The organism is Aquaspirillum sp., from assembly GCF_055136605.1.
Window position 1 is genome coordinate 16290 of the sequence record NZ_JBSQVP010000008.1, and the last position, 26961, is coordinate 43250.

The 26961-nt window shown below is 50.4% G+C and carries 28 protein-coding genes and 1 pseudogene; 16 read left to right on the forward strand and 13 right to left on the reverse strand.

The genetic code is table 11. The annotated features are described in order from the left end of the window. The first annotated feature begins 20 nt into the window (after positions 1 to 20). Genes metX through ACTBZS_RS02670 form a run of 3 tightly spaced genes read left to right on the forward strand, consistent with a single transcriptional unit; the run spans position 21 to position 2991 of the window. A complete protein-coding gene (gene metX / locus ACTBZS_RS02660; RefSeq protein ID WP_022654300.1) occupies positions 21 to 1166 on the forward strand; it encodes a homoserine O-succinyltransferase MetX in 1146 nt (381 codons plus the stop codon). Beyond that, the gene (gene metW, locus ACTBZS_RS02665) at positions 1163 to 1750 is read left to right on the forward strand and encodes a methionine biosynthesis protein MetW (RefSeq protein ID WP_022654299.1); all 588 of its coding nucleotides are present in this window, start codon (positions 1163 to 1165) and stop codon (positions 1748 to 1750) included. Before metX ends, metW begins: the two co-directional genes overlap by 4 nt. Then, positions 1747 to 2991, forward strand: coding sequence for an AmpG family muropeptide MFS transporter (locus tag ACTBZS_RS02670; protein ID WP_022654298.1), 1245 nt, complete (start codon positions 1747 to 1749; stop codon positions 2989 to 2991). The genes metW and ACTBZS_RS02670 overlap by 4 nt, the downstream gene beginning before the upstream one ends. On the opposite strand, the gene fnr is transcribed toward ACTBZS_RS02670, so the two are convergent. Continuing rightward, entirely contained in the window at positions 2988 to 3752 is a 765-nt protein-coding gene (fnr, locus tag ACTBZS_RS02675; RefSeq protein WP_052165436.1) for a fumarate/nitrate reduction transcriptional regulator Fnr, read from the reverse strand. The two genes, ACTBZS_RS02670 and fnr, sit on opposite strands and share 4 nt — an antisense overlap. Positions 3753 to 3856: 104 nt before the next feature. On the opposite strand from fnr, the gene hemN reads away from it, so the two are divergent. Continuing rightward, the gene (hemN, locus tag ACTBZS_RS02680; protein ID WP_022654296.1) at positions 3857 to 5275 is read left to right on the forward strand and encodes an oxygen-independent coproporphyrinogen III oxidase; all 1419 of its coding nucleotides are present in this window, start codon (positions 3857 to 3859) and stop codon (positions 5273 to 5275) included. A gap of 68 nt (positions 5276 to 5343) precedes the next feature. Here the strand turns inward: hemN and ACTBZS_RS02685 are convergent, their stop codons facing one another. Together ACTBZS_RS02685 and ACTBZS_RS02690 are read right to left on the reverse strand one after the other, a co-directional pair. Beyond that, entirely contained in the window at positions 5344 to 5682 is a 339-nt protein-coding gene (locus ACTBZS_RS02685) for a nucleotidyltransferase family protein (RefSeq protein WP_463043187.1), read from the reverse strand. Between the two features lie 144 nt (positions 5683 to 5826). Beyond that, positions 5827 to 7071 (reverse strand): uracil-xanthine permease family protein, encoded by a 1245-nt coding sequence (locus ACTBZS_RS02690; protein WP_460430304.1) that lies wholly within the window; start codon positions 7069 to 7071, stop codon positions 5827 to 5829. A 159-nt stretch (positions 7072 to 7230) separates the two neighbouring features. Between ACTBZS_RS02690 and argA the strand changes: the two genes are divergently transcribed. From argA to ACTBZS_RS02715, 5 genes are all read left to right on the forward strand, one after another. Further along, a complete protein-coding gene (gene argA / locus ACTBZS_RS02695) occupies positions 7231 to 8553 on the forward strand; it encodes an amino-acid N-acetyltransferase (protein ID WP_460430305.1) in 1323 nt (440 codons plus the stop codon). A gap of 138 nt (positions 8554 to 8691) precedes the next feature. After that, positions 8692 to 10824: a diguanylate cyclase domain-containing protein gene (locus ACTBZS_RS02700; RefSeq protein ID WP_463043188.1), complete on the forward strand. Its 2133-nt coding sequence runs from the start codon at positions 8692 to 8694 to the stop codon at positions 10822 to 10824. 124 nt (positions 10825 to 10948) lie between these two features. Further along, entirely contained in the window at positions 10949 to 11221 is a 273-nt protein-coding gene (locus ACTBZS_RS02705; RefSeq protein WP_022654291.1) for an oxidative damage protection protein, read from the forward strand. A 66-nt stretch (positions 11222 to 11287) separates the two neighbouring features. Then, positions 11288 to 13354, forward strand: coding sequence for a polyphosphate kinase 1 (ppk1, locus tag ACTBZS_RS02710; RefSeq protein WP_463043189.1), 2067 nt, complete (start codon positions 11288 to 11290; stop codon positions 13352 to 13354). Beyond that, the gene (locus ACTBZS_RS02715; protein WP_460430308.1) at positions 13351 to 13839 is read left to right on the forward strand and encodes a DUF456 domain-containing protein; all 489 of its coding nucleotides are present in this window, start codon (positions 13351 to 13353) and stop codon (positions 13837 to 13839) included. Before ppk1 ends, ACTBZS_RS02715 begins: the two co-directional genes overlap by 4 nt. 43 nt (positions 13840 to 13882) lie before the next feature. Here ACTBZS_RS02715 and ACTBZS_RS02720 read toward each other — a convergent pair whose 3' ends face one another. Genes ACTBZS_RS02720 through ACTBZS_RS02730 form a run of 3 tightly spaced genes read right to left on the reverse strand, consistent with a single transcriptional unit; the run spans position 13883 to position 15512 of the window. After that, a complete protein-coding gene (locus ACTBZS_RS02720; protein WP_463043190.1) occupies positions 13883 to 14041 on the reverse strand; it encodes a hypothetical protein in 159 nt (52 codons plus the stop codon). A 17-nt stretch (positions 14042 to 14058) separates the two neighbouring features. Continuing rightward, the gene (gene hslO, locus ACTBZS_RS02725; RefSeq protein ID WP_463043191.1) at positions 14059 to 14928 is read right to left on the reverse strand and encodes an Hsp33 family molecular chaperone HslO; all 870 of its coding nucleotides are present in this window, start codon (positions 14926 to 14928) and stop codon (positions 14059 to 14061) included. Beyond that, complete coding sequence (locus ACTBZS_RS02730; RefSeq protein ID WP_460430311.1) at positions 14928 to 15512, reverse strand: MFS transporter; 585 nt, start codon at positions 15510 to 15512, stop codon at positions 14928 to 14930. The genes hslO and ACTBZS_RS02730 overlap by 1 nt, the downstream gene beginning before the upstream one ends. Before the next feature lie 92 nt (positions 15513 to 15604). Between ACTBZS_RS02730 and ACTBZS_RS02735 the strand changes: the two genes are divergently transcribed. The 3 genes from ACTBZS_RS02735 to ACTBZS_RS02745 are packed head-to-tail and all read left to right on the forward strand — an operon-like array spanning position 15605 to position 18891. Beyond that, positions 15605 to 16417: a class II glutamine amidotransferase gene (locus ACTBZS_RS02735; RefSeq protein ID WP_463043192.1), complete on the forward strand. Its 813-nt coding sequence runs from the start codon at positions 15605 to 15607 to the stop codon at positions 16415 to 16417. A gap of 39 nt (positions 16418 to 16456) precedes the next feature. Continuing rightward, positions 16457 to 18271 carry a putative nucleotidyltransferase substrate binding domain-containing protein gene (locus tag ACTBZS_RS02740; RefSeq protein ID WP_463043193.1) on the forward strand — a complete coding sequence of 605 codons (1815 nt, stop codon included), beginning with the start codon at positions 16457 to 16459 and terminating at the stop codon, positions 18269 to 18271. Next, the gene (locus ACTBZS_RS02745) at positions 18271 to 18891 is read left to right on the forward strand and encodes a 3'-5' exonuclease (protein WP_463043194.1); all 621 of its coding nucleotides are present in this window, start codon (positions 18271 to 18273) and stop codon (positions 18889 to 18891) included. Before ACTBZS_RS02740 ends, ACTBZS_RS02745 begins: the two co-directional genes overlap by 1 nt. Positions 18892 to 19004: 113 nt before the next feature. On the opposite strand, the gene ACTBZS_RS02750 is transcribed toward ACTBZS_RS02745, so the two are convergent. After that, on the reverse strand, positions 19005 to 20216 hold the full coding sequence (locus ACTBZS_RS02750) for an RNA-guided endonuclease InsQ/TnpB family protein (protein WP_463043195.1): 1212 nt from the start codon (positions 20214 to 20216) through the stop codon (positions 19005 to 19007). Positions 20217 to 20238: 22 nt separating this feature from the next. Here ACTBZS_RS02750 and ACTBZS_RS02755 point away from each other — a divergent pair. Then, positions 20239 to 20497: pseudogene (locus ACTBZS_RS02755) on the forward strand (transposase). A 71-nt stretch (positions 20498 to 20568) separates the two neighbouring features. On the opposite strand, the gene radC reads toward ACTBZS_RS02755, so the two are convergent. Both radC and ampD read right to left on the reverse strand, forming a co-directional pair. Next, the gene (radC, locus tag ACTBZS_RS02760; RefSeq protein ID WP_463043196.1) at positions 20569 to 21243 is read right to left on the reverse strand and encodes a RadC family protein; all 675 of its coding nucleotides are present in this window, start codon (positions 21241 to 21243) and stop codon (positions 20569 to 20571) included. Positions 21244 to 21321: 78 nt separating this feature from the next. Next, positions 21322 to 21885 (reverse strand): 1,6-anhydro-N-acetylmuramyl-L-alanine amidase AmpD, encoded by a 564-nt coding sequence (ampD, locus tag ACTBZS_RS02765; protein WP_460431372.1) that lies wholly within the window; start codon positions 21883 to 21885, stop codon positions 21322 to 21324. 35 nt (positions 21886 to 21920) lie between these two features. Here ampD and ACTBZS_RS02770 point away from each other — a divergent pair, with 35 nt between their 5' ends. Then, a complete protein-coding gene (locus ACTBZS_RS02770) occupies positions 21921 to 22451 on the forward strand; it encodes a hemerythrin domain-containing protein (protein ID WP_460431373.1) in 531 nt (176 codons plus the stop codon). A 4-nt stretch (positions 22452 to 22455) separates the two neighbouring features. Here ACTBZS_RS02770 and ACTBZS_RS02775 read toward each other — a convergent pair whose 3' ends face one another. From ACTBZS_RS02775 to ppa, 3 genes are all read right to left on the reverse strand, one after another. Further along, positions 22456 to 23229 carry a hypothetical protein gene (locus ACTBZS_RS02775; protein WP_463043197.1) on the reverse strand — a complete coding sequence of 258 codons (774 nt, stop codon included), beginning with the start codon at positions 23227 to 23229 and terminating at the stop codon, positions 22456 to 22458. Next, on the reverse strand, positions 23230 to 24132 hold the full coding sequence (locus ACTBZS_RS02780; protein ID WP_460431375.1) for a LysR family transcriptional regulator: 903 nt from the start codon (positions 24130 to 24132) through the stop codon (positions 23230 to 23232). A 121-nt stretch (positions 24133 to 24253) separates the two neighbouring features. Beyond that, positions 24254 to 24781 (reverse strand): inorganic diphosphatase, encoded by a 528-nt coding sequence (gene ppa / locus ACTBZS_RS02785; protein ID WP_460431376.1) that lies wholly within the window; start codon positions 24779 to 24781, stop codon positions 24254 to 24256. Positions 24782 to 24976: 195 nt separating this feature from the next. Between ppa and coq7 the strand changes: the two genes are divergently transcribed. Then, positions 24977 to 25600, forward strand: coding sequence for a 2-polyprenyl-3-methyl-6-methoxy-1,4-benzoquinone monooxygenase (gene coq7 / locus ACTBZS_RS02790; RefSeq protein WP_463043198.1), 624 nt, complete (start codon positions 24977 to 24979; stop codon positions 25598 to 25600). A 9-nt stretch (positions 25601 to 25609) separates the two neighbouring features. Continuing rightward, positions 25610 to 25804 carry a type II toxin-antitoxin system HicB family antitoxin gene (locus ACTBZS_RS02795; RefSeq protein WP_463043199.1) on the forward strand — a complete coding sequence of 65 codons (195 nt, stop codon included), beginning with the start codon at positions 25610 to 25612 and terminating at the stop codon, positions 25802 to 25804. Between the two features lie 64 nt (positions 25805 to 25868). Here ACTBZS_RS02795 and ACTBZS_RS02800 read toward each other — a convergent pair whose 3' ends face one another. Further along, positions 25869 to 26837 (reverse strand): GlxA family transcriptional regulator, encoded by a 969-nt coding sequence (locus ACTBZS_RS02800; protein WP_463043200.1) that lies wholly within the window; start codon positions 26835 to 26837, stop codon positions 25869 to 25871. Positions 26838 to 26961 lie beyond the last annotated feature (124 nt).

Here is a 26961-nt window from a genome sequence, read left to right on the forward strand (position 1 = left end):
TTTTTTGCTGATCGAGACCGATGAACCACGACCCACATTCTGTTGGTTTGGTCTGTCCACAGACGGCCCATTTTTCCACGCCACTGACTTTAGCCAGTGGTCATGTCTTACCTAGCTATGAGTTAGTGTTTGAAACCTATGGCACGCTGAATCAACAAGCCTCGAATGCCATTCTGATCTGCCATGCCCTATCTGGTCACCACCATGTTGCCGGTCGTCATCACCCAGACGATAAGGCGGCCGGTTGGTGGGACAATATGGTTGGCCCAGGAAAACCGATTGATACGGACCGCTTTTTCGTCGTTGGCGTCAACAATCTCGGCGGGTGTCATGGTTCGACAGGCCCTCGCTCAATCAATCCGGCAACGGGTCAGCCCTATGGTTCGAGTTTTCCGGTTGTAACTGTGCCCGATTGGGTACATGCACAAGCTCGGTTGGCTGATTATTTAGGCATTCGCTGTTGGGCGGCGGTGATTGGTGGCAGTTTGGGCGGTATGCAAGCGTTGGAATGGTCGATTCGTTTTCCCGACCGTTTGCACCATGCTTTAGTAATTGCCTCAGCGCCAAAATTGACCGCACAAAATATCGCGTTCAATGACGTTGCGCGGCAGGCCATTTTGACCGACCCCGAATTTTATGGCGGTGATTTTTATCAAAAAGACGCTATTCCCCGACGGGGCCTGCGTTTAGCGAGAATGCTGGGGCATATCACTTATTTGTCCGATGATGGCATGGGCGAAAAATTTGGTCGTCTGTTGCGCTCGGGCGAATATAAGTTTGGTTACGATGTTGAGTTTGAAATCGAAAGTTATCTGCGTTATCAGGGCGATAAATTTTCCGATTATTTTGATGCCAACACCTATCTGTTGATGACCAAGGCGCTAGATTACTTCGACCCCGGCACTGAATGGGGACAGGGGGACCTCGCACGCGCATTGCAGCGTGCTGAAGCCAAGTTTTTAATTGCGGCGTTTACCACCGATTGGCGTTTTTCACCAGCCAGATCAAAAGAAATTGTTAAAGCCCTGATTGATGCACAAAAAACGGTCAGCTACGCCGAGATTGAGTCGGCGCATGGGCATGATGCGTTTTTAATGACCGACCCACCGTATGTGGCTTTGATGCATGCTTATCTCAATCTTGTCGCGTTGAAAGCGGGGGTATGATGTTACGCAGTGACCTACAGTTGATTGCCGATTGGATTCCTGCCCGCAGTCGGGTGTTAGATTTGGGGTGTGGCGATGGCCAATTATTAGCCTATCTCAGCCAACACAAAAAAGTCGTCGGCTATGGTGTTGAGATTGATGTCAATAATGTGATTCGCTGCGTGAGCAGCGGGATCAACGTGGTGCAAGGTGACTTAGAAGCGGGTTTATCCGATTTTCAGAGTGATGCGTTTGATGTGGTGGTGTTATCACAAACCATTCAAGCGATGCGCCATATTGAACAAATCATGGTCGAAATGTTGCGTGTAGGCCGTGAGGCGATTGTGTCTTTCCCCAATTTTGGCTATTGGAAAAACCGTCTGCAAATTTTGCAAGGCCACATGCCGGTTTCAGAAACTATTCCGTACGATTGGCACAACACCCCTAACATTCATTTGTGTATGTTGCGAGATTTTGAAGCGCTGTGCGCCAAAAATCAGATTGAGGTCAAAGAGCGGGTGGTGATGGACGGCGGTAGTCGAATTGATTTCTTGCCCAATTTGCTCGGCAGTTTGGCGTTTTATCGTATCGGGCGTGCAGTATGAATTGGCAGGCCTTGTTCAATCGGCGCATGTTAATTTGTATTTTTACTGGCTTTGCGTCCGGTTTGCCGCTGTATTTTTTGATCAATCTTTTACCGGCATGGTTACGCACCGAGGGCGTTGACTTAAAAGCGATTGGCTTATTTGCGCTGATTCAGTTGCCCTACACTTGGAAGTTTATTTGGTCGCCCTTGATGGACCGCTTTAGTTTGCCACTAGGGCGGCGGCGTGGCTGGATGTTGGCAACACAGGTGGGCTTGATTGCCTCGCTCGCTGGCTTTGCCGCTTTTCAACCACAACAAGATATTTGGTCGATTGCGGTGTTGGCGGTGGCGGTGGCCTTTTTTAGCGCCAGCCAAGATATTGTGTTGGATGCCTATCGGCGTGAAATTTTGCCCGATGCTGAATTGGGGCTAGGGAATTCTATTCATATCAATGCTTATCGTCTGGCGAGTTTAATTCCCGGTTCCTTGTCGCTGATCTTGGCTGACCATTTACCGTGGCCAACTGTCTTTTGGATCACCGCTCTCTTTATGCTGCCGGGGCTGTTGATGACGTTGACGGTGAGTGAACCGATGTTGCAAGGCGCTGCACCGCGCACTTTACGCGAAGCCGTGGTAGAGCCATTTCGTGAATTTATTGATCGGGCTGGATGGCAACATGCGCTACTGATTTTAGGATTTATCTTCCTATATAAGCTCGGTGACAGCATGGCAACCGCACTGGCGACGCCGTTTTATCTTGATACGGGATTTACAAAATCTGATATTGGATTGATCGCCAAACATGCCGGGCTTTGGCCTGCTGTGATAGGTGGTTTACTCGGTGGAATTTGGATGTTAAAGCTCGGCATCAATCGCGCCTTATGGTTATTTGGCGTGGTGCAGATGGTGACAATTTTGGGCTTTGTCATTCTCGACCAAGTCGGCCCAGATAAACTGACTTTAGCCTTAGTGATTTCAGCCGAGGCGTTGGGGGTGGGTTTGGGTTCGGCGGCGTTTATTGCTTTTATTGCCCGTGCGACCCACCCACTGTATACCGCCACCCAACTGGCGCTATTCACCAGCTTATCTGCCGTACCGCGTACGGTCATCAATGCCGGAACTGGCTATTTAGTGGAAGCATTAGGATGGACACCGTTTTTCTTGCTGTGTACGGTGTTGGCAATACCGGGGATGTTGCTACTGGTAAAAGTCGCCCCATGGCATGAGGCGACTTCAGACAAGACGGCAACGGCTCATTAGGCGTGGGCGCTGTGATCGTCAGCAAAACCGCCTGCACAACCACTGACCAGTTGTTTTAAGTGTTCTGGTTGGAGCAGGCGGATATGTTTATGGTCAACGCTAATCCAACCGTTTGCTTGGAATTTCGAAAGCGTGCGGCTCACTGTTTCGAGTTTCAGGCCTAAGAAACTGCCAATTTCTTCACGACTCATCCGTAAAACAAAGTCGTTGGCGGCAAACCCTCTGGCGGAGAGGCGTTGCGATAAATTCAGCAAAAAGGCGGCCAATCGTTCTTCCGCTTTCATATTGCCAAGCAATAACATCACACTTTGGTCGCGTACAATTTCACGACTCATCAGGCGGAAGAAATGACGTTGTAGGCTCGGAATATCTCGCCCGAGGAGTTCCAAGCGCGCAAACGGCAGCTCACAGACATCCGAATCTTCCAAAGCTTGTGCATCACAACCGTGGGTGTTGCTACTGATGCCATCCAACCCCATGAGATCACCAGACATGTGAAACCCGGTGACTTGTTCACGACCATCATGGCTAGACACACAATTTTTGAAAAAGCCGGTGCGGACCGCGAATAAAGCTCGGAAAGGGTCTCCCGCTCGAAACAGATATTCACCGCGTTTGACGCGGCGACTCTGTCGGATCACCGCGTCAAGCTGTGACATTTCCTCTCGGTTCAGACCAAGAGGCAGGCACAGCTCTCGTAAGCTGCAGTTCGAGCAGGAAACTTTGAGGGTGTGCAGGGGAACAGGACGGGGATCGAGCATGGGTAAATTCTGATATAGAGTGGAATTGAGGGGCGGTTGATTCGTGTCAAAAACAATCTGAGTTGGCTCAGGCACAGTGCAGCCATTGAATAGGATATTTCTTTATGAGCACTGCGAATTTTGCCATGTTAGCTTCTCCATCAGCTCGTTTTGAATTCGACCGTCAGCTCATTGAGCGGTTGGACGGCAGTGGACCGCGTTATACCTCCTACCCGACTGCTGATCGATTTAGCAGCGAGTTTGGAGAATTGGATTATCGACATAGCTTACAGCAAAGGCAAATTGGTGCGAATGCTGGGCCGTTGTCGTTGTATGTGCATATCCCTTTTTGCAATACCGTCTGTTACTACTGCGGTTGCAATAAAATTATCACGAAAGATCGTTCGCGTGCAGACCAGTACATAGACTATCTGGAACGCGAACTTGCCTTATACGCCGATTTGCTCGGCGATAAGCAAGATTTGATCCAGCTTCATTTTGGCGGCGGCACACCGACTTTTCTCAGCGATGAGCAGATGACACGGCTGATGACGGCAATTCGCCGGACTTTTCATCTATTGCCACATGGGGAATTCTCGATTGAGATTGACCCACGCAAAGTCACTGCACAGACCGTCGCGCACTTGGCACAACTGGGTTTTAACCGCATGTCTGTTGGTGTACAGGATTTTAATCCGCTTGTCCAGCAAGCCGTTAACCGCATTCAAAGTGAAGAAGAAACACGTGTGGTGATTGAAGCTGCGCGAGCTTCTGGCTTTAAATCGATCAGTTTGGATTTGATTTATGGCCTGCCATTACAAACATTGGCTTCGGTACAAGAGACCCTTGATCGAGTATTAGCCATTCGTCCTGACCGTTTAGCTTTGTATAACTATGCCCATCTGCCTTCGGTGTTTATGCCGCAGCGGCGTATCAACGAAGCAGAATTGCCTGTACCAGAGGTGAAGCTCGATATTCTGCAGATGGCGGTGCAACACCTTGGGACAGCAGGTTATGTTTTTATTGGGATGGACCATTTTGCCCTACCAGAAGATGAATTGGCAGTGGCTTTACAACAAGGGCGGTTGCAGCGTAATTTCCAAGGCTATTCGACTCATGCCGACCATGATTTGATTGCCATTGGTGTGTCTTCGATTGGGAAAGTCGGCCCCAGCTACGCACAAAATCACAAAGAAATCGAGCAATACTATGCAGCGTTGGATGCAGGCCAACTGCCGATTTTGCGTGGTTTATGTTTATCTGCCGATGATTTGCTACGAAGAACGGTGATTCAAGCCTTGATGTGTCGTTTTGCTCTGTCGATGGACGCCATCAGTGAAAGTTTCGGCATTGACTTTAAGCGTTATTTCGCGTGGGAATTGGAAAAACTGGCGGAATATCAAACGCTGGGCTTGTTGGAAATTGACGATGAATGGCTCACCATCAGCCCCCGTGGTCGTTTTCTGATTCGCACGGTCGCAATGGTGTTTGACCGTCATCTGCGCGAAAAACAAACCCATGCCCGTTATTCGCGTACGATTTAACTCAGAACCAGTCACCCCTTTGGGGTGGCTGCATCGTACGGATAAATCATGCCTTGTCTGTTGCCGCTTTAGGCGGTAGGTTCAACATCTGGTTTTTGCACCACGACATACCCCGCCAAAATTTCTTCCTTAAACGACTCAGGAATCGCATCCCAATCGACAATCTGTACGATGATTGGGATATGGCTTTCAACAAAAGCCTCTCTCACCACACTTAAACGAAAGACATCCCGTTTTTTATCAGCAGGAAAGCACGCCATTAGGTTCAAATCACTCGCTTCGTAATGATCGCCTCGTACCCGAGAGCCATACGCCCAAACTGTCGCTTCTGGGATATGCTTTTCTAATAGCGTGCGAACTTGTACCGCATATTTCTCTGGCAAATAGAGTGTACTGAGTTCAGCCATCGCAGGATTTATCTAATTTTTTTCCAATGTGTGATCCGTATTGAGGTACAGCATGGAACAGCCAATTTTTCGAACTAGCCGCATTTTCCTTTCCTAATCTATTCCTGCGAGAAAGGAAAATGCGTGGGCGTGTATTCAATAGATTTAAATATCTTGCCCTTCACGAATCCCCTCGTGATGGGCTTCGCGTTTTGGCAAGATCAAGTTCAAGATAATCGCCAATACCGAACATAACCCCACACCAACCAAAGAGAAGTCGCCAATTTTTAGCTCTAATGCCCCGATACCTGTGGTTAATACCACCGAGACAATCACCAAATTGCGAGGGGCCATTAAATCGACTTTGGCTTCGATCAACGTTTTCAGCCCAATCGAGGCAATCGTGCCGAAAAGCAAGACCATAATACCGCCCATCACCGGCATCGGAATGGATTGCAGCAAGGCATTAAATTTACCGAAGAAAGCCATCGCAATAGCGAAAATAGCTGCCCATGTCATCACTTTTGGATTGAAGTTGCGGGTAATCATCACCGCACCGGTAACCTCGGCATAAGTGGTAACCGGCGGCCCGCCGATTAAACCAGCAAAACACACCCCCAAACCATCCCCCGCCAAGGTGCGGTGTAGGCCCGGTGTTTTGGTGTAGTCTTTGCCCGTTACCCCACCAATTGCCATCACCCCCCCGATATGTTCAATCGCTGGTGCAATCGCCACTGGCAACATAAACAGTGCTGCTGCCCAGTTCACTTCTGGCGTGACAAAATGGGGTACTGCAAACCAAGGGGCGGCCGCAATTTTGCCGAAATCAACCAAGCCCATCACGCTGGCTGCAATATAACCGACGGAAACCCCTGCTAAGATGGGCACCAAACGGAACATGCCTTGGGCAAAAATCGCCACAATAACAGTCGTGGTTAAGGAAATTGTCGCCAGTATCAATGCTGTGCTGTACGGAATAACTTGTTCGCTGCCTGCTCGACCCATTGCCATATTGCTGGCGACAGTGGCGACTGACAAACCGATAATCATAATGACTGGGCCAATGACCACCGGCGGCAACAAGGTATGAACCGCTTCAATGCCACGCCAACGCACTAAACCAGCAAAGACAAAATACATAAAGCCGGCAGCAAACAAACCAAACATGGTTGAGGGTAAACCCCAAGTTTGGGTGGCATAGATAATTGGGGCGATAAATGCAAAGGATGACCCGAGAAAAATCGGCACCTGATTGCGTGTACACAGTTGAAATAACAGTGTACCAATCCCTGCACCTAGCAGGGCCATGGCTGGATTTAATCCAGTCAAAAGAGGAACCAGAACCAAAGCACCAAAGGCAACAAATAAAATTTGTGCCCCAGCGATGGCCTGTTTAAGCGTAGAAAACATGGTTTGCTATCCTAGGCAAAGAAAAAAATAGCAGAGATCTCTGCTAAACCGCGTTATTGTGCCAGAAGCCTTGTAGCGAGAGACCTTCTCAACGGTAATTTTGCTAACAGCGCTGGCATAATTTGTGATTGTTTATTCTCCTTTATCTGAGTTTGCCTGATGACGTCATTACATACCCCTGCTTTTGTCTACGCCTTTCGTGAAGCCGCGCCTTATATTCACGCCTTTCGTAACAAGACGTTTGTGATTGCGTTTGGTGGTGAGTTATTAGAAACCGATCGTCTAGCGCCATTGTGTTATGACTTAAATGTGTTGATTAGTCTTGGGGTGCGGGTGGTTTTGGTGCACGGCATTCGGCCACAAATCGATGCAGTTTTAGCCACCAAGGGAATTGTTTCGCGTTACCACGGCAGTCGGCGGATTACCGATGGCGAGGGCTTAGCTGCGGTACGGCAAGCCGTCGGGCTGGCGCGGGCAGAAATTGAATCACAGCTCAGTCTCGCACTCCCTAATTCCCCAATGGCGGGGGCAAACTTGCGTATTAGCAGTGGGAATTTTGTGGTGGCGCGTCCCCTCGGTGTGTTGGATGGGGTGGACATGCAATATACCGGCCAAGTGCGGCGAATTGATGTGCAAGCAATTCGCGACCACCTTGCCCTCGGTGAAATCGTTTTATTCTCGCCATTAGGGTTTTCGCCAACCGGCGAAAGCTTTAATTTGACGATGGAAGAATTAGCGACTGATCTGGCGGTGAATTTGCAAGCAGACAAACTGATTTTCCTCGCCGACAGCGATGGCGTACACAGTGAAGACGGGACATTTTTAGCCGAGTTAACTGCTGGCGAGGCCGAGCAGCTATTAGAAGAAAAAGAACTGACCCCGGGCAGTCTATGGACCTATTTAGCCTGTGCCACCCGCGCCACACGTAAAGGTGTGGCACGGGCGCATTTGGTGAGTCATCGTGAAGAGGGTGCGTTGCTGACCGAGCTTTTCACCCACGATGGGATTGGCACCATGATTTCACGTGAAAATCTAGTCAAAATGCGTACGGCAACGATTGATGATGTCGGTGCGATTTTGGCATTGATCGAACCGTTGGAACAAAGAGGCGCGTTGGTCAAACGTGGGCGTGAGCTGATTGAGATGGAAATTCAGCACTATTTTGTGGTCGAGCATGACGGGATGATTATTGGCTGTGTCGCCATGCACCCTTATCCCAAAGAGCAAATGGCAGAATTAGCATGTTTAGCAGTTGATCCGCAGTGGCGAGATGGGGGATATGGTGATGCTTTGGTGCAGCAGGTCGAGCGACAGGCCCGTGCCAAAGGGGTTGCTAAACTCTTTGTTTTAACAACACAAACGGCACATTGGTTTGTCGAGCATGGTTTTGTATTGGCGACACCCGAGGCACTGCCCGAGGCAAAAAAAGCTTTTTATAATCACCAACGCCGCTCACAAGTGTTAATCAAAACGTTGTCTTAACAGAATTCAGCGTAAGTCGCACAATCTGGTGACTCTCTTTCAAACGACCGTAGCTACACGGATTGTCAAAGCGAGCTGGGATCGGTACAACCTGACATTCTGTCTTTATTTCTGTTGCTGTTGGGGGTGTTTTGTCTGATGCACGAATCATATCCTTCCCCTTCTGCGGGCTCACACTCAACTGACACCCAGCAACAAGGCTGTGCGCGCTTTGTGCGAACCTTGCGCTTTCGTTTGATTGCGCTAGGTTTTTTGGCCAATCTCTTATTGGTTGGCATGATGTTGCTGATTATGTTGTTTTCGTGGGAACACAGCACACGTCAAGCCCTACAAGTTCGCAGCCATGAAGTGCGGCAACTGCTACAAGCGGTTTTACAAGAGCCATTGCGTTATGAGGATTACCCTCGTGTCGTCGATTTGGTCAATCAGTCCTTCACGCAAAGTGATTTGTTGTATCTCGCGGTGGAAAACCAACAGGGGCAACAAATTGCACTGTTACAACAATCACAAATCATACCTTCCCCATCACGACAACAAGAGACGTTGGCTTCTGTGTCGCTGTTATTTTCCCTGTCTGAAGGCGTGTATCAACGTAGCGTGATTACCGATGGTGGCAAGGTGATCGGTCAAGTCAGTTATGTTTTATCATTACAAACAGCCACCGCTGCATTGAAAACGCTGTTGTTACAGGTGTTATTGGTGATGGTAGTCAGTATTCTGTTGCTCGGTTTATTGACGGCCTTAATCGGCCTTTGGATTGGCCGCCCGCTGTCGGCGTTAATCCGCGCTGCACGGGCCATTGCTGCTGGAGATTATCAAGCCTCGTTACCGCCAAGCAATGCCAATGAAATTGGTCGGTTAGCCGCCGCCTTTGCTCAGATGCGCGATGCCCTGCGTGAACAAATGAGCACACTACGGCAACAACGAGAAACGCTCCATGCCATTGCCGACTATACCTACGCTTGGGAAATGTGGCTTAACCGTGAAGGTAAGCTCTATTGGCTCAATCCTTCGGTGGAAAGAATTACCGGCTATCGGGCTGAGGAATTGCTCAACGAAAAAGTTCGCTTATTAGACGACATCATTCACCCCGAAGACAGCGAACAAGTGCGCGACTATATTAGCCAAGCCATTCGCCAACAAAGTGCCGGTCAGGGGTTTCAATTCCGGATGCGTCATCGTGATGGTCGGATTATTTGGGTGATTGCGAATTGGCAGCCGCTTTATAGCCAAGAACGGCGCTTTTTAGGGCTACGCGCTAGCCTATTGGATTACACCAGTCAAAAACAGGCAGATTTGGCCTTACAACAAGCCATTGCTGAGCTACAAGCAGTGCAACAAGAAAATGAATTGCATCTGCGACAAGCACAACGAGAACAAGCGCGGTTGCGTGCGTTGTTCTCCTCTTTACAAGTCGGCGTGGTGTTTGTCGATCATCAAGATCGGATTGTCTATGCCAATCCTGCTTTTGCCCAACTCTGGGGCTTGCCACCGGCACCTGTGCTAAATCAATGCCCTCTCCCGTCGCTTTTGCCGCAACTCTTTGCTCAACCACAGGTTGAGGATGTGGTGCGGGAGTTTGAAGTAGATGCAGGGGTGATTTTGACTGCCTTTAATGTGCCGGTCAGTGGTGAGGAAAATGGCCGTTTGTGGGTGTTCCAAGATGTGACTGATGAACGTGCTTATGCAGAACAACTGCGTGTTTTGGCAGAGCGCGATACGTTGACTGGGATTTTTAACCGACGGCGTTTCCAACATGATATCGAACATGCTTTGCAGCAAGCACAACAACAGCAACATCCACTGGCTATTTTATTGTTCGATCTCAACCGCTTTAAGCAAGTGAACGACAACTATGGTCATGCCGCTGGCGATCAGGTGTTAATCGAAATTGCCCGTACATTAGGTTATGTGTTGCGTACTGGCGAATGGTTATATCGTCTAGGGGGAGATGAGTTCGCCATTTTATTGCCAGATGCCGATTTAGAGGCAGCGGCAGTGGTGGCGCAACGCGTGCAAGACCATATTGCACAGCTGCCGTTCGTCTTTGAAGGCCAAGCCTGTCATGTGGGAAGCAGCATTGGGGTGGCGGTGTTTCCGCAACATGCGACCGATGCCATGATGCTGACTGCGGTGGCCGATGCTGCGATGTATGAGGCAAAAAAACGGGGCGGGCAGTGGTGTGTTTTTGATGCACAACAGATGAGCCTCCCCTGTTCGGATACCGAGCCTACGTCGTTCAAGGATGCTTCTTCTTCGATAGTTGATTAACTTGGATTGTGAATTACCCCTGTCGTCGCTATCTTCTCTTTCCGGTTGCCTTGTTAAAAAATGAGGCGTGTTCATACTCCGGCAATCTGCCGCGTGTATGGTTTGGCTAAAAAAGGATAGATTGATGAGCCGTATGGTGAACTGTATCAAACTGGGTCGTGAAGCTGAGGGAATGGATTTTGCCCCGCTGCCCGGTGAATTGGGTCAGAAATTGTATGACAACGTTTCAAAAGAAGCATGGCAAGGTTGGATTCGCCATCAAACCATGTTGATCAATGAAAACCGTTTGAGCTTGGCTGATCCACGTGCTCGTCAATATCTGACGCAACAGCTACAAAATTACTTCTTTGGTCAGGGAGCAGATGCCGTGTCTGGCTTTGTTCCTCCAAAGGCATAACTGTTATCGGCGCCCGTTTCCTGTTGGTCTCGGGCGTTTTTATTCACTGACTTTGACGCTAATCTGATGACAACTCCTGCTGCTGACTTACTGCTAAATCGTGAAATTGGTTTGATTGAATTCAATCGTCGGGTGCTGGCACAAGCGGAAGACCCTGCTGTGCCTTTACTAGAGCGCCTGCGTTTTTTATGTATTGTTTCATCTAATCTGGACGAATTATTCGAAGTCAGGGTGGCGTGGTTGCGTGAAGAAGCTGCCTTGCGGCCAGAACGTGTTCTACCTGACGGCATTACCCCGCGCCAAGCGTTAGCGCGGCTGTCTGATGCCGCCCATGCTTTGGTGACACGGCAATATGCCTTGATGAAAGAAATGGTCTTTCCTGCGCTTGAGAAGGAAGGTATTGTTTTTATTCGTCGCAATGACTGGAGCGATGAGTTACGGGCTTGGATTCGGCAATATTTCTTTAAGGAAGTGATGCCAATTTTGACCCCGATTGGTCTCGATCCTTCTCATCCCTTCCCAAAACTCCTCAACAAAAGCTTGAACTTCGCTATTGAATTAGAAGGCAAAGATGCGTTTGGGCGCAATTCGGGCATTGCCATTGTGCAAGCGCCACGGATTTTACCTCGGGTGATTCGTCTACCGCGTGAACTGTGTGGCGATAAAGCCTGCTTTGTGTTTTTGTCGTCTATTTTGCATGCCCATGCCCAAGAACTGTTTTCGGGTATGACGGTGAAGGGATGCTATCAATTCCGTGTTACCCGCAACAGTGAATTAAATGTGGAAGAAGACGAGGTAAAAAATCTGCGCACGGCGCTGCAAGGTGAATTACGCCATCGTCAATATGGTGAGGCAGTGCGATTAGAGATTGCCGATACCTGCCCGCCACACATGGAAGAGTTTTTACTCAACCAGTTTAATTTAGAACGGCGCGATATTTTCCGGGTCGATGGCCCAGTGAATTTGGTTCGTTTAATGTCGGTGCCCGATTTAGTCGATCGCCCTGATTTGAAATTTGCTTCCTTTACACCCACCCTGCCAGAGGTATTACGTAAAAAGTCTGGTTTGCTGGCAGCGATTCGCAAGGGCGATATTTTATTGCATCACCCCTACCAAAGTTTCCAACCGGTGATTGATCTGTTGCATATTGCTGCCACTGATCCACAAGTTGTCGCCATTAAGATGACGGTGTACCGCACAGGTACCGAATCGGCGTTGATGGAGTCGCTGATTATGGCTGCGCGCGCTGGAAAACAAGTGACAGTGGTGGTTGAACTGATGGCGCGTTTTGATGAAGAAGCGAACATCAGTTGGGCCAGCCGTTTGGAAGATGCAGGGGCGCATGTGGTTTACGGCGTCTATGGCTATAAAGTCCATGCCAAAATGTTGATGGTGGTTCGGCGTGAAGAAGGCGCTTTGCGCCGTTATGTGCATCTTGGCACGGGGAACTATCACCCACGGACGGCGCGGCTGTATACCGATTTTGGTTTGTTGACGTGCAACGAAGAAATCGCCAGCGATGTCAACGATATTTTTGTGCAGATTACTGGGCTAGGTCGTGCTAATCAGCTGGGTCATCTGTTGCAATCACCCTTTAGTTTACATCCAACGATGATGGCCTTGATTGAACGTGAGGCCGACCATGCGCGTGCTGGCAAACCTGCCCGTATTATCGCCAAGATGAATTCGTTGTTAGAACCCCAAGTGATTCAAGCACTGTATGCCGCCAGCCAAGCAGGGGTACAAATTCAACTGATTGTGCGTGGTGTCTGTGCCCTGCGTCCGGGTGTGCCGGGGGTATCTGATAACATTAGTGTGCGTTCGATTGTTGGCCGTTTCCTTGAACATACTCGCGTGTTTTATTTCTTGAATGAAGGGGCAGAAGATGTCTTTATTGCCAGCGCTGACTGGATGGGACGCAATTTCTTCCGCCGCATTGAAACCTGCACGCCGATTCTTGATGCCCGTTTGAAAAAACGGGTCATCCGTGAAGGCTTGCGTTTATATCTGACTGACAATACCAATGCTTGGGAAATGCTGGCCGATGGCAGCTACCGCCGGAAAACTGGCCGTGGTCGCTCACGCGCTGCACAAGCGGAATTGTTGGCCGAATACAGTGAAGAGCAAAAATGACCGGAACTGATATTGCCATTCTCGCCTTGGGGGTGATCGCTTCTCTTCTTGGCATCCTTGGCACCATTCTCCCCGCGATTCCCGGCCTACCTCTTTTAGCCGCTGGCTTGGTGTTATTGGCATGGGCGGGAGATTTCCTCGCCGTTGGTGGCGTGGCGTTGGCGGTGATTGTTGGCCTCGCGTTCTTTGGCATGGCCATTGATTTTGTGGCCGGTTTGTTGGGGGCCAAAGTGTGTGGAGCCAGTAAACAAGCGTTGTGGGGGGCGTTTATTGGTGGTTTGGTGGGGATTGTCTTTGGTCTCCCCGGCCTGATCCTTGGCCCCTTTGTCGGAGCAGCGGTCGGTGAGCTGATGGCACAACGTGGGATGTGGCAGGCGGGTAAAGTGGGGCTGGCGACTTTATTGGGCTTGATTATCGGCACCGTGGCGAAAATTGGTTCTGCCTTAGCGATGGTAGGGGTATTTGCCGGCGCTTATTTGGTCTAGATCCAAGACAACACCGCCCAAGCATGGGCGGTGTCCACATCTTTTATTGTTGCTGGCTGCTAGAGGTTGCGGTGGTAGTGGCTTCGCTATGTAACAGCTTCGGCACGACCAACGACAACACAACACCCAAAATGCCGGTCAATAACAAGGTTTGTAAGACGGTGATACCGCGTTGTTTGGCCAGATGCGGTGATGACTGCATAAAAAATACTCCAAAAATCAATGACAGGTTGGCGAATTGTGGTCGGGCAGGGGACGAAATAGCTGTGTGCAATCTTCCTCATCGAACACATAACGCTGGTGGCAATAGTCGCAGATAATTTCAACGCTGCCTTGTTCTTGCACAATATCGCTCACTTCAGCGGCCCCCATCATTTGCAACATCCCGCCGACTCGTTCACGGCTACATGAACAACCGAATGCCTGTTCTTCCACTTTCAGCACCTGCAGCTGTTCTTCATGGAATAAACGATGGCGCAGGATATCAGGGTCAGTTGCCAATAATTCAGGGGTGTGCAGCGTACCGGCTAAGGCACATAAACGATGCCAATCTTCTGCTTCACCATGCCCCTCCGGTAGACGTTGCAATAACAAACCACAGGCAACCTCGGTATCACACGCCAACCACAAACGACTTTCAAGCTGTTCTGAACGTTGCATATAGCCTTGCAGCATCTCAGCAACGCTATTGCCTTCTAGGGCCACAATACCTTGATAGGGTGGCGTCCCATTTTTCGGGTCGAGAATCAACACAAACTGACCTTGACCTAACAGTTCCGTTAAACTTGCTGCCGTTGGTAACTCGCCTTCCCATTTTGCCGTGGCACGCAAGGTGCGATCTGCATTCCATTCCACGACTAAAAGTTTTAGTGCCCCTTTGCCCTGTAGCTGTAACACTAAACTACCATCAAATTTCAGCATCGAGCCAAGCAGCGCACTGGCGGCAAGTAGCTCTCCCAACGGTTGTCGCAAGACATCAGGATAATCGCGTCGCTGTAAGATCGTTTGCCAAGTGTGGTGCAGCCGCACTTGGGCACCCCGTGCCGGTGCACTATCAAATAAAAAACGGAAAAGTTTATCGTTTTGCATTAGGTTTCATCCTCTGCCAACGCCGCATTGCATGAGTACAGGGTCATTGGCAAACTGCTGGCAATATCAAATTCTGCCCCTGCTTTTACCCCAAGTTGGGCGATTTCGGCCGCTGTCATTGCACTGTCGTAGCTGGCATACATCGCACCAAGCGCAAAATCACGGCCCGAGCCAATCGCCCAAAACCGATGGTATTCATAGACTTCACGCATCGAATACACCGCAAAAATCCCGTGTGGATTGGCAATTAACACGGTCATTTGGCTTGATTCATAGGGGTCGTTGTCTTCTTCTTCGGTATTGAGGAAATAGTCTTCTTTCAGCTTGTTATGCAGCTTGCGGAAGGTTTCAAAAATCGCCAGACGGCTCGACAAATCGCGGTTTTTGAGTTTGACCAAAGCGGACTGCAACACCAAATCGTGGGCCGCACTGCCAGAGACCGCGATAAAATTGTCATCTAAGCGAAAAATTTTGTTATAGCGGGCGTCGTAGGTCGCACCAACACGGGTTTCGCCAAAGGTCGATTGGCTGTCTCCTGCGATGCTTACCACACCGGCTTTCTTAACCATGACGAGCGTGGTCACGGCATCTCCTGAACAAAAGCAAAGGACGTAAGATAACGCCGCGCGCGAGAAAAGCAAGTCGTATTTTAATACTGCATTTGGAGCCAACAATTATGTGTCAACTACTCGGAATGAATTGCAACACCCCAACTGACATTCAATTTTCTTTTCAAGGCTTTTCCCGTCGTGGTGGTTTGACCGACCACCACGCCGACGGCTGGGGCATTGCGTTTTTTGAACACAGTGGGGTGCGTGTCTTCCTCGACGATATGCCCTCGGCGCATTCGCCTGTGGCAGCCTTTGTGCAAGCCTACCCAATCAAATCAGAGAACGTGATTGCCCATATTCGCAAAGCCACACAAGGCGCCGTCAACTTAGCCAATGTGCACCCCTTTCAGCGTGAAATGTGGGGACGGTATTGGATTTTTGCCCACAACGGTAATTTAGAAAACTTCACCCCACCGGCAGGGCGTTTTTATCAACCTGTTGGTCAAACCGACTCCGAAGCTGCATTCTGTTTATTGTTAGAAACATTACGCAGTCGCTTTGATGCCATGCCTGCCCTTGAGGATTTTTGTCAGGTGGTGGCCGAAGTTACCGCCACCATTCGTCAGCATGGGATTTTCAATTTTATGCTGTCCAATGGCGATTTTTTATTGGCACATTGTTCGACCAAACTGCATTACTTGGTGCGCCAAGCGCCCTTTGCAGAAGCGCATTTATTGGATGAGGACATGAGTATTGATTTTAATCAGGTCACAACACCAAACGATCGCGTGGCAGTGATTGCGACATTGCCGTTGACCGACAATGAAACATGGACGGCATTTGCCGAAGGCGAATTGATGTTATTCCGTGATGGCTTGCCAACGACGATTACTGTCCCTATGCCAAATGGGCGCGACAAAATAGCGACTAACAGTTAAGCTAGATGTCATTTTCCTTTTCAAGGTCGAGTGATCATCGTGAGCCATTTTGATTTCCGTCAGCCGCCATTTGATGTCTTAACCCCTTATGAGCGTGAATTGGTGGCAAAAGCCGCTGATATCGTCTTTTTTCCTGCTGGTGCAACCGTATTGGAACCCACACAAACCGCTGAGTTTTTGTATGTGGTGATCAAAGGGATTGTGCGTGAAATGGCCGAAGAGGAAACCGTTGCCGTGTTTCGCAGCAACGATAGCTTTGATACGCGTGCCTTGATTGCGGGTCATAGCCCACACCGTTTTGAAGTATATGAAGAAGCGTTGTTATTCACCTTGCCGCGCAGCTTAATTTTGCAACTGATTGAGAGCAACGCGGTTTTTGCTGCCTTCTTTTTTCAAACAGTGGCAGAAAAATTTACTGCCTTGGCACAACACCGTACCCATAACCCCGAGTTACAAAACTTGCTGACCGCTCGGGTACGGGAAGTCACCGCCCGCGCCCCCGTATTTTTAGAGGGTGAGGCAACCGTACTGCATGCGGCACAGGCCATGAAACAACATAAGGTCAAATCGTTGTTGATTCGGCAAGGCGAACAGGTCGGGATTTTTACCGTCAGTGACTTTCGCGATGTGATTCTTGCTGGGCACAGTGCCGATGTCCCCTTGGCCAAGTTAGCGCATTTCTCGCTGATCTGTTGCGATATTGACGACTATTTGTTCAATGCTTTGTTGACCATGACCCATCACACGGTACAGCGGGTGGTGGTGACCGAACAAGGCAAGCCGGTAGGGGTGTTAGAACAAATTGATTTATTGTCCTATTTCTCGAATCACTCACACCTGATTGCACAGCAACTTGAACGCTCAGTGAGCTTGCCAGCTTTAGTCCCTGTGGCGCAGCAAATTGATAAATTGGTGCATATCTTGTCGGGGCATGGGGTGAAAGCACCACAACTGGCTAAGCTGGTGCAAACCTTAAATGGGCAGTTATTTGCCCGTGCATGGGCGCTGATTGCGCCACCAGAATTGATCGCGCATAGCTGTTTGGTTGTCTTGGGATCGGAAGGGCGAGGCGAACAGATTTTAAAAACTGACCAAGATAATGCCCTGATTGTGGCGGATGATTGTCCGTTGACCATGGCTGAAATTACGCAGATCACACAGCGTTTTTCCGAGGCCTTGGATCAGTTTGGCTATCCACCATGCCCCGGTGGGGTGATGTTGTCACGAGAAGCGTGGTGTAAAACGGTTTCGGCTTGGCAAGACACCATTTATGAATGGGTTAACCTGCCGCGTGAAGATTCACAGATGAATTTGGCTATTTTCACCGATGCCCATGCAGTGGCAGGTGATAGCACGCTATTGCAACAAATCAAAACGGTATTATCAGAACATCTTGATAACAGCGATATGTTCTTCCATCATTTTGCCCGCTCAGTGCTGCAATTTGATACCCCGCTTGGTTTATTCGGCCAGCTGTTGTCGCATGAAGAAAATGGTGTGGCCACGTTAGACTTGAAAAAAGGTGGGATCTTTCCTTTGGTGCATGGCCTGCGTGCACTGGCTTTGCAATACCATCTTTCCGAAACCAATAGCTTTGACCGGCTGACCGTGTTAGCGCAACAAGGTCATCTGGAATCTCAGTTGGCACAAGACTGTAATGAAGCCTTGTCATTTTTATTAACCCTGCGTTTACAACAAGGGCTCACCGCGCTGGATGTTGGTGCACCTGCCAGTAACCTGATTGAACCCAAACGATTATCGACGCTAGAGCGCGATTTGCTCAAAGAAGCTTTTGCTGTAGTGAAACGCTTTAAGTCCTCGATTCGTCATCACTTCCACCTAGGGGGTATGTGATGTTTAAGACGTTACAGCAACAGTGGGCAAAACGTAAATTGCGTGATCCGCGTTGGGAAGTCTTATTTCAGGCCAATGATGAAGAATGGGTCAGTGTCGATTGTGAAACCACCAGCTTAAATGTGGCCGAGGCTGAAATTCTGTCGATTGGTGCGGTCAAGGTACGTGGCAATCGGATTCTAAGCAGCGAGTCGTTTTATCGGGTGGTCAAACCCAGCATCAACCCCGATGCCGCCAGTGTCAGTATCCACGGTTTACGGCCCTTGGATGTCTCGCAAGGGATCAGCTGTGAACAGGCCGTGACTGAGCTATTAGAATTTATCGGGGGACGGGGGTTGTTGGGGTATTACCTTGAATATGATGTGGCAATTTTAAATAAAACGGTGAAACCCCTAATCGGTTGTAAATTGCCACAGCGACAAGTGGAAATCTCGGCGCTGTATTACGACTGGAAAATTCAACAAAATGTCGGTGCCAATATCGACTTGCGGTTACAGACGATTTTGGACGAGCTGCATATTCCCACCTTGGCACGCCATGATGCACTCAACGATGCGATTACCGCTGCAATGATCTATCAAGCGATGCAAGTGCGGAAGCCTAAACGTCCGTTTGGTTGATGGGCGGGTAGGGGCAGCTTTTTTTAGTGGCCCCTACCTGATTGCAAAACCAAGAGGCTTGACATCCTCCCCGGCCTGAAGGCCGAAGATTCCTACTGCGCTCAGGCGCGGTATTAAACCGCTCCTAAGTCGCTTCGGTGGGTTCCTGCTGCTGGCGGCATTACTGCACCGCTCACTTCACAGGCTAACCGGGCGTGTCCCGCCCTTAGAACATTGATCGCGCCGACGACATCGGCGTTTTCCTCGAAACCACATTCCACACACGCAAACCGGGCTTGCGTCTGGCGGTTGTCCGCCGAGATGTGTCCGCAGTACGGGCAGGTGCGGCTCGTGTTCCGTGGCGGCACGGCGATGAGATGCCCGCCGCGCCATGCCAGCTTGTAGTCCAGTTGGCGGCGGAACTCGAACCAGCCCTGATCGAGGATGGACTTGTTCAAGCCGGATTTGGCCCGAACGTTTTTCCCCAGCGCATCTGCCGTGCCTGCCGCCGACCTGGACATGTTCCGTACCTGCAAGTCCTCGATACACACCATCGCGTGGTTTTGGCTGATCTTGGTCGTGGTCTTGTGCAGGTAGTCGCGGCGGGCGTTGCCGATGCGGGAATGGATACGCTGAACTCGGGCTTTCGCCTTCTTCCAGTTGTTGCTGAATTTGGTCTTGCGGCTCAGCGCCTGCTGCGCCTTGCGTAGCGCCGTTTCGTGTCGCTTGAAGCTGTTGAGCGGCGCGTAGTACGTGCCGTCCGAGAGCGTGGCGAACCGGGCAATGCCCATGTCGATGCCCACTGCCGTGGTGGACTGTGGCACGGGTTGCTCCACCTCACGCTCGGTCTGGATGCTCACGAACCACTTGCCGCACGACTGGCTGACGGTGACGTTCTTCACCGTACCCAGCACGGCCCGGCTATGGCGGTAGCGCAGCCAGCCCAGCTTGGGCAAGAAGATGCGACTGTTACCCTGATCGAGTTTGATCTGCTTCGGATCGGGATAGCGGAAGCTGTCGCTCTGGCCTTTCTTCTTGAAGCGCGGGAATTCCGCCCGCTTGGCGAAGAAGTTGCTGTAGGCCCGCTCCAAATCCTTGAGCGTCTGTTGCAGCGGGTGCACCGGCGCATCGGCCAACCATGCCGTTTCTGTGCTGTTGCGCCACTCGGTGAGCAGCTTGCACAGGCCCGCATAGCCCAGTTTCTTCTCTCCATGTTCGTAGCGTTCCTTCTGCAACGCCAGCGCCTTGTTGAACACGAAGCGGCACGATCCGGCGAAGCGGCGCATCTGGCGCTGCTGTTCGCCGGTCGGCATCAGTTCGTACTTGAAGGCTTGGAGGCGTTGCATGGCTCAATCCTACTCTTGGTCTATGATCGATGACAACGATATACGGCATGGTCGGCACTGCGTTTTCAAGATGCACGTCCACTTGGTCTTTGTGGCGAAGTACCGTCGCAAAGTGTTCGACGGCGACGCCATCGACCGGCTGCGCAAGGAACGCCCCCGACATCCAGAAACGCTACTGGAAAGGCGTGCTGTGGTCGCCGTCCTACTTCGCTTCGTCTTGCGGAGGCGCACCGATTTCCATCGTGCGCCAGTACATCGAACAGCAGCAGACACCACACTGAAAGGCAAGGACGGCTACGTCGTCCGCGCTATCCTTCCCAGCCCTGAACGGCGGGGCTTGTCGCGCACCGGGTCAAAGCCATCCTTCCTCAGCAAACGAAACCGTGGCGGTGCCGGCAACAATAAAGTGGTCGAGTAAACGGATATCGAGCAGTTGTAGCGCGGCGACCAGCCGCTTGGTTAAGGCGCGATCGGCTTCGCTTGGCTCGCGGGCGCCGGAGGGATGATTATGCGCCACGATAACGGCGGTGGCGTGATGTTTTAGCGCATGGCGGGCAATTTCTCGTGGATAAACAGCGGTTTGATTGATGGTGCCGTGGGCCACTTCTTCCACTGCTAACACGCGGTTTTGATTGGAGAGAAATAACACCAGAAATACTTCAATCTCACGCCGCGCCAGCAATAAGCGTAAATAGTTTCTTACGCTGTCGGGGTTACTGAGCACATCTCCAGTGTGTAAATCCTCGGCCAACGCTCGACGGGTCAATTCCACCGTTGCCGCCAGTTGGGCATATTTCGCCGGCCCTAAACCGGGAATGTCGGCAAACGCCTGTAGTGGCGCATGGATGAGCGCAGACAGTGAACCAAACTGTGCCAAAGCCCGTTTTGCCAAACCGACTGCACTCAAGCCCTTTATCCCAGTCCGTAAAAACAAGGCCAATAACTCGGCATCACTTAAACTGGCGGCGCCGCGAGTCAGCAATTTTTCTCTGGGCCGTTCATCCTCTGGCCAATCACAAATCCCCATGTCTTTTCCCCTTTTGCTAAAACATGCAAAGAGAAATTACAAAAAATTCAGGTGTTTGTCATGCCTTGTGCTGGTTTTTTATAGACTAGGCGTGTGATCTTCTACGGTGTTGTTGCAAAAAGGCAAACCCATCACGCTTTCTGCGCGTGACCAATCAAAATAGGGACCGGGGTCTTGTTTGCGAGTAGGGGCGATATGTTGATGGCCGGTCATGGCACACAGGCTAGGGTGTTTTTGTTTGAGTTGCTGTGCCAGTGTCGCAAGGCGTTGGTATTGTGCATCAGTGAATGGCACATCACCCGAACCTTCTAATTCAATGCCAATGGAAAAATCATTACAACGTTCGCGCCCTCGCCATTGCGATGCCCCTGCGTGCCAAGCGCGTTGTTCGGTGGCAACAAATTGAATCAGTTCTCCATCTCGCCGAATCAAAAAATGTGCCGAGACGCGTAAATGGGCAATGGCCGCATAGTAAGGGTGAGCATTAGGGTCTAATTGATTGGTAAATAGTTGGATAATACCCTCACCACAGAAATGTTCCGGCGGTAAGCTGATATAGTGAATGACAAGCAGTGGAATATCACTTGAATCAGGACGTTCATCACAGTTGGGTGATGCAATAAAACGATCAATGGTCACCATCTTAGCCGCTTTCTTTGACGATAAATTTAATTATCATGATTCAAATTACCCCAATAGGACAAGCCCTCGCGCCCAGTTTCGATCATCCGATTGAAATGCTTGAGGCCTGCCATGACAAAGTGCGGCATTTTACCCATCAGCTGGCGCAGTTGCCGGCACACTTGGATCAGTTCGGGATTACCGACGCGACGATACAGACCATCCACGGCATTTTGCGTTATTTCGATGTGGCCGCACCTTTGCATCATGCTGATGAAGAGCAAAATTTGTTCCCCGCCTTGTTAACGGTGGCACCGCAATACAGCCCCCTGATTGAGCGATTGTTAGCCGAGCATCTCGAACTCAATATGAGCTGGTTGGTGTTGCGTGAACAATTACAGCAAGTGCAGCAAGGGCATGCACAGGCGCTGAGCCGCACGCGGGTACAGCGTTTTTGTCGCCGCTATCGGTTACATGCTTTGGATGAAGAAAACGAAGTGTTCACTGCGGCGAAAGACTTTCTATCAGACATGCGGTTGCAGGAGTTAGGCCAGCCGATGGCGGCTCGGCGGCAATCAGCCGCTTAATCGACTAATGCGGTTGTGGCTGTTTAAAGAGCTGTTGCAAATAGTCTTGATAGGGCGCAGGAAGGGGATGTTGTTGCCACAGTTGCCGCAGTTGTGTTTGGTTGGGCATCACAGCCAACGCTTGGTGTAGCTCTTTGACAAAGTGAGGGAAACCAGTACGGGTTAAGGGGGTACGACGAGCGTGCAGATAGTGTTGGCACGCCGACCGTAAGTGCTCGCTCAGTGTTAACTGGGTATGCAGTGCCTGACAGACCATTTCCAACGGCAACGTGATATCGCGGTTATGTAGCGGTGCCTGACTGACCTGTAGCAACAAATAATAGGCGCTGTTGAGTAATACAGCGGCAAAACTGGCATCTTCAGCGGTGGCCAACGGTAGCCATAAGCCACGGCATGGGGCGAGTTGATGAAAAAAACGCGCCGCCCGTTGTTGTGCGCGTGGACTGCCACCGACACACAACGCAAAGCCATGTTGCACCCCAAAATCGGTCCACAATCCATCACATAACACATAGTGATGATAGCCAAAGGCTTGCCGCCGTTTTGCCAGATGCGAAAACCAACTGCCCGAGATATCAACCACCACGAATTGATGACGTTGCAACACCGCTTTGGGGTAATGTAACAGTTGCTGGATGCCTAACTGGTCAGCAAACACCACTCGCTGGGTAAGCTTAGCGAGGGGCTGGGACAATGTTGGCGGTGACAGCTTAAGCCGTTGTGCAATCCAATGACTGCGCGGGCTGTTGCCTAACACTGTGCAGCGTGCGGCAATCAATCAGATTCCCCCACATAGGCGGGCACTGATTGAAGCTTGTGCAAGATGTTGTAAAAACCATGCCAGTGCATGACTGGGCTGGCGTTCGCGCCAACCACAAAATAATAAGGTCGAGGGTTTGCCCTCTTGCACTGCCAACTCGCGTAGCTGACCCGCGGCAATCGCCGGTCGTGCCAAGCGTTCGGGTAAAAACCCCACGCCCAAACCGGCACATTGGGCAGCCAATTTATCGTCGATCGTGGGCACAGTGAGTACCTCCTGTCCGGTTAATAAGCTACTGGAGCGAGGTGGTAATTGACGCGAGCTGTCAGCCGCAGCGATAGCACGATAGCGGCGGATAACACTGGCAGAAAGGGGCTGTGGGTGTTGGCACAGCGGATGATCGGGATGCACAGCAAAGATAAAATTAACTTGTGCCAAAGGTTGTGATAACACGCCAACCGGAGGATGGTCATTGGCACCGATTACCAAATCTGCCCGTTGATTCACCAACGCATCCCACGTTCCACCAAATACCTCGCGTTGAATACGAAGTCTTGTTCCTTGATTGTATTGGTCAAATTCTGCGACAGATGCCAGTATGGCAGAAAAATCTAATAAATCACTGACGGCAATCCGCAGTTCTGGCTCCCATCCTGATGCCAGACTGTGCATTTTTTGTTCGAGTTGACTGGCACACGCCAGCAGTTGTCGCCCTTCTTCTAACAAGGCATGTCCAATTGCGGTCAGTTTGGCACGGTGGCCGCTGCGGTCGAACAGAGAGATGGCTAAATCTTGTTCTAATTTTTGAATGGTGTAGGTGATGGCAGACGGCACACGATGTAATTCTTCAGCCGCTGCTGCAAAGCTGCCATTGCGTGCGATGCTATCGAGCACCAGCAGCGCATCTAAAGAAAGTCGCATGGTTTACCCTATCTGCAAAAAAAGAGCGTTTTTTGGTTTAATTTAACATTATTGCTTAAGCAATGCCGACAAAAAAAGCCGGCGGGACGCCGACTTTCTTTGTCTTGCTAGGCAAGTGGGATTACGGTTGGTAGCGAGCGACACCATCCACCAATTCTTTTTTGGCGGCTTCTGCATCGTCCCAGCCTTGTACCTTAACCCATTTTCCTTTTTCCAAATCTTTGTAATGTTCAAAGAAATGGGAGATTTGGTCACGCAACAACTGGGGCAGGTCTTCCAGTTTTTGCACGTCTTTATACATTGGGCACAGTTTTTCGACTGGCACAGCCACTAATTTAGCGTCGATACCGGATTCATCTTCCATTTTCAGCACGCCCAAGGCACGGCAACGTACCACCACACCCAACTGCAGTGGGAATGGAGTCACGACTAACACGTCAACGGGATCGCCATCTTCGGATAAGGTTTGTGGCACATAGCCGTAGTTCGCTGGGTAGAACATTGCTGTACCCATGAAACGATCCACGAACATTGCGCCCGTTTCTTTGTCCAACTCGTATTTGATAGGGGCAGCATTGGCAGGGATTTCGATAATGACGTTAAAGTCATTGGGGATGTCGCGGCCAGCAGGCACTTGATTTAATTGCATAGTGACTCCTCTTTCTCTCTTAGGTGAGGGATAAACAGACTTCGTTGGCGAAGTGGCTGCGATTATAAAGACGTCTGCTGTAAAAATGTTGCCGTACCACAAAGGCAAACAGGCTTTTTTGGTGTAAGGTGCGGCGGCAAAGCACACCGTCCGCTATCAATGGACAAAAAATGTCATGTGGAAAGAGAAAAAGCGATGAATGTAGATCGTGTGATTACCGAGTTTGATAAAGGCTTGCGCACTTTGTTAGCCCCCGCCCACAGTATTCGTCCCCATCCTGATGCTCATTTGGTTGATGCACCATTGAGTGAGTCAGAACGCTCGCACGTGATTGGGCTGATGCGGATCAACCATTGTGGTGAGGTGTGTGCACAGGCGTTGTATCAAGGTCAGGCGTTAACGGCGCGTAATCCGGAAGCGCGTCAGGCATTGGAACATGCAGCACAGGAAGAAACCGAACACTTGGCATGGACGGAAAAGCGGATTCGTGAGTTGGGTGGGCGTACCAGTGTGTTCAATCCGCTGTGGTATGTGGGTTCGTTGGCGATTGGGGTGGGCGCAGGGATATTAGGCGATAAGTGGAATCTGGGTTTTCTGGAGGAAACGGAATATCAGGTGGAGGCGCATTTGAATGAGCATTTGGCGTCGTTACCAGCGCAAGATGAGAAAAGCCGCGCAATTTTGACGCAGATGCGTGAGGATGAGGTGAAACACGCTGAAATGGCGCATTCCTACGGTGCCGCTGCCCTTCCTGCACCGATCAAAGGCATCATGCACATCACCGCTAAGTTGATGAAACAGGCCAGTTATCGCGGTTGAAGTACATCTATGAACCTTATGACTTACAAAGACTACTCAGCTCATATCGAATACAGCGATGAGGATGGCTGTTTTATTGGCCATATTGCAGGGATTCGTGACGTTGTAGGGTTTCATGGAGAGTCAGTTGCCGAGTTACGCGCTGCATTTGAAGAAGCTGTTGATGATTATTTGGCTACTTGTGAAAAGCTGAACCGATCCTAGCATTCAATTCGGCTAAATCCCGTCCACATCGGGATTTAGCCGAATTGCTCAAAATTAATTTCTCTCAACGCACCGAGCGTTCTTCTCTTGGTGTGATGCCAAAATGATTGCGATACGTGCTAGAGAAATGCGGGCCGCTCGAAAAACCACATGACAAACCAATCTGCACAATCGACTTGCTGGTTTGTTGCAACAGCTGGCGGGCGCGGTTGAGGCGCAGTTCTAAATAATAGCGCGAAGGCACCGTATTTAAATATTGCTTAAACAATCGCTCCAACTGCCGCCGCGACAAACCAACATAATAGGCAATGTCATCGGTTGATAACGGCTCCTCGATATTCGCCTCCATCAGCGCCACCGCCTCAGTCAACTTAGGCTGACTGCCGCCAATCCGCGTTGCCAACGGGATGCGCTGTCGCTCATTCCCCGGCCGCATGCGCTCCATACTAAACAGCTCAGACAGCTGCGCCACAAAATCATTGCCTTGTGTTTGTGAAATCAGCGCTAACATGAAATCAAGCGTTGCAGCACCACCGGCACAGGTGGCGCGGTCACGGTCGATCTCAAACAAATTTGATGACACCACGACATGCGGAAAACTTTCGGCAAAGCGGTGGATTTCTTGCCAATGAATGGTGGCGCGATAGCCTTCTAATAAACCGGCGCGTGCTAACCACCAACTGGCTGTGCCCAAGGCACCGATCAATGCCGGCTGTGGCACTAACTGACCGAGCCCACGCGCCAGATCGTCGGTTTCGGTATCGGGCCCCGCTTCATCCCCAATCACAAACAATGCATCTAAACGTGGCGCATAGGCCAACTCTAAATCAGGCCGCCACGGTAACCCACAGCTAGCACGAACAGTTTCATTGCTATGGAGTGAAAGCGTTAACAGTTCATACAGCGGTTGCTCGGCAAGCTGATTGGCACGCATCAGCACATCTGCTGCTAAGCCAAAACTGGACAAAGAGAACTGGGGCAACAATAAAAAACCATATCGTTGCGCGCGAGAAGGAGAAGAAAGCACAGGCATTGAAAATTCCACTGGGCCGATGAGCGATGGCGCTGCAGTGTAGCGTGTTTCTGACGTTTCCGTCGCGCTGGTGGCGAGGAACGTCGCAAAACGGAAATGCGGCGACACCAAGCGTCAATAGAAT

What these genes read in the sequence shown, in the direction of transcription:
- ACTBZS_RS02750 (WP_463043195.1), bottom strand. Translation starts at nt 20,216, where the DNA reads ATGCAACGCCTCCAAGCCTTCAAGTACGAACTGATGCCGACCGGCGAA.
- ACTBZS_RS02685 (WP_463043187.1), bottom strand. Translation starts at nt 5,682, where the DNA reads ATGGCTGAACTCAGTACACTCTATTTGCCAGAGAAATATGCGGTACAA.
- metW (WP_022654299.1), top strand. Translation starts at nt 1,163, where the DNA reads ATGATGTTACGCAGTGACCTACAGTTGATTGCCGATTGGATTCCTGCC.
- ACTBZS_RS02700 (WP_463043188.1), top strand. Translation starts at nt 8,692, where the DNA reads ATGCACGAATCATATCCTTCCCCTTCTGCGGGCTCACACTCAACTGAC.
- metX (WP_022654300.1), top strand. Translation starts at nt 21, where the DNA reads ATGAACCACGACCCACATTCTGTTGGTTTGGTCTGTCCACAGACGGCC.
- argA (WP_460430305.1), top strand. Translation starts at nt 7,231, where the DNA reads ATGACGTCATTACATACCCCTGCTTTTGTCTACGCCTTTCGTGAAGCC.
- ACTBZS_RS02705 (WP_022654291.1), top strand. Translation starts at nt 10,949, where the DNA reads ATGAGCCGTATGGTGAACTGTATCAAACTGGGTCGTGAAGCTGAGGGA.
- hemN (WP_022654296.1), top strand. Translation starts at nt 3,857, where the DNA reads ATGAGCACTGCGAATTTTGCCATGTTAGCTTCTCCATCAGCTCGTTTT.
- ACTBZS_RS02795 (WP_463043199.1), top strand. Translation starts at nt 25,610, where the DNA reads ATGAACCTTATGACTTACAAAGACTACTCAGCTCATATCGAATACAGC.
- hslO (WP_463043191.1), bottom strand. Translation starts at nt 14,928, where the DNA reads ATGCAAAACGATAAACTTTTCCGTTTTTTATTTGATAGTGCACCGGCA.
- ACTBZS_RS02735 (WP_463043192.1), top strand. Translation starts at nt 15,605, where the DNA reads ATGTGTCAACTACTCGGAATGAATTGCAACACCCCAACTGACATTCAA.
- fnr (WP_052165436.1), bottom strand. Translation starts at nt 3,752, where the DNA reads ATGCTCGATCCCCGTCCTGTTCCCCTGCACACCCTCAAAGTTTCCTGC.
- ppk1 (WP_463043189.1), top strand. Translation starts at nt 11,288, where the DNA reads ATGACAACTCCTGCTGCTGACTTACTGCTAAATCGTGAAATTGGTTTG.
- ACTBZS_RS02745 (WP_463043194.1), top strand. Translation starts at nt 18,271, where the DNA reads ATGTTTAAGACGTTACAGCAACAGTGGGCAAAACGTAAATTGCGTGAT.
- ACTBZS_RS02800 (WP_463043200.1), bottom strand. Translation starts at nt 26,837, where the DNA reads ATGCCTGTGCTTTCTTCTCCTTCTCGCGCGCAACGATATGGTTTTTTA.
- radC (WP_463043196.1), bottom strand. Translation starts at nt 21,243, where the DNA reads ATGGGGATTTGTGATTGGCCAGAGGATGAACGGCCCAGAGAAAAATTG.
- ppa (WP_460431376.1), bottom strand. Translation starts at nt 24,781, where the DNA reads ATGCAATTAAATCAAGTGCCTGCTGGCCGCGACATCCCCAATGACTTT.
- ACTBZS_RS02770 (WP_460431373.1), top strand. Translation starts at nt 21,921, where the DNA reads ATGATTCAAATTACCCCAATAGGACAAGCCCTCGCGCCCAGTTTCGAT.
- ACTBZS_RS02690 (WP_460430304.1), bottom strand. Translation starts at nt 7,071, where the DNA reads ATGTTTTCTACGCTTAAACAGGCCATCGCTGGGGCACAAATTTTATTT.
- ACTBZS_RS02720 (WP_463043190.1), bottom strand. Translation starts at nt 14,041, where the DNA reads ATGCAGTCATCACCGCATCTGGCCAAACAACGCGGTATCACCGTCTTA.
- ACTBZS_RS02780 (WP_460431375.1), bottom strand. Translation starts at nt 24,132, where the DNA reads ATGCGACTTTCTTTAGATGCGCTGCTGGTGCTCGATAGCATCGCACGC.
- coq7 (WP_463043198.1), top strand. Translation starts at nt 24,977, where the DNA reads ATGAATGTAGATCGTGTGATTACCGAGTTTGATAAAGGCTTGCGCACT.
- ACTBZS_RS02670 (WP_022654298.1), top strand. Translation starts at nt 1,747, where the DNA reads ATGAATTGGCAGGCCTTGTTCAATCGGCGCATGTTAATTTGTATTTTT.
- ampD (WP_460431372.1), bottom strand. Translation starts at nt 21,885, where the DNA reads ATGGTGACCATTGATCGTTTTATTGCATCACCCAACTGTGATGAACGT.
- ACTBZS_RS02715 (WP_460430308.1), top strand. Translation starts at nt 13,351, where the DNA reads ATGACCGGAACTGATATTGCCATTCTCGCCTTGGGGGTGATCGCTTCT.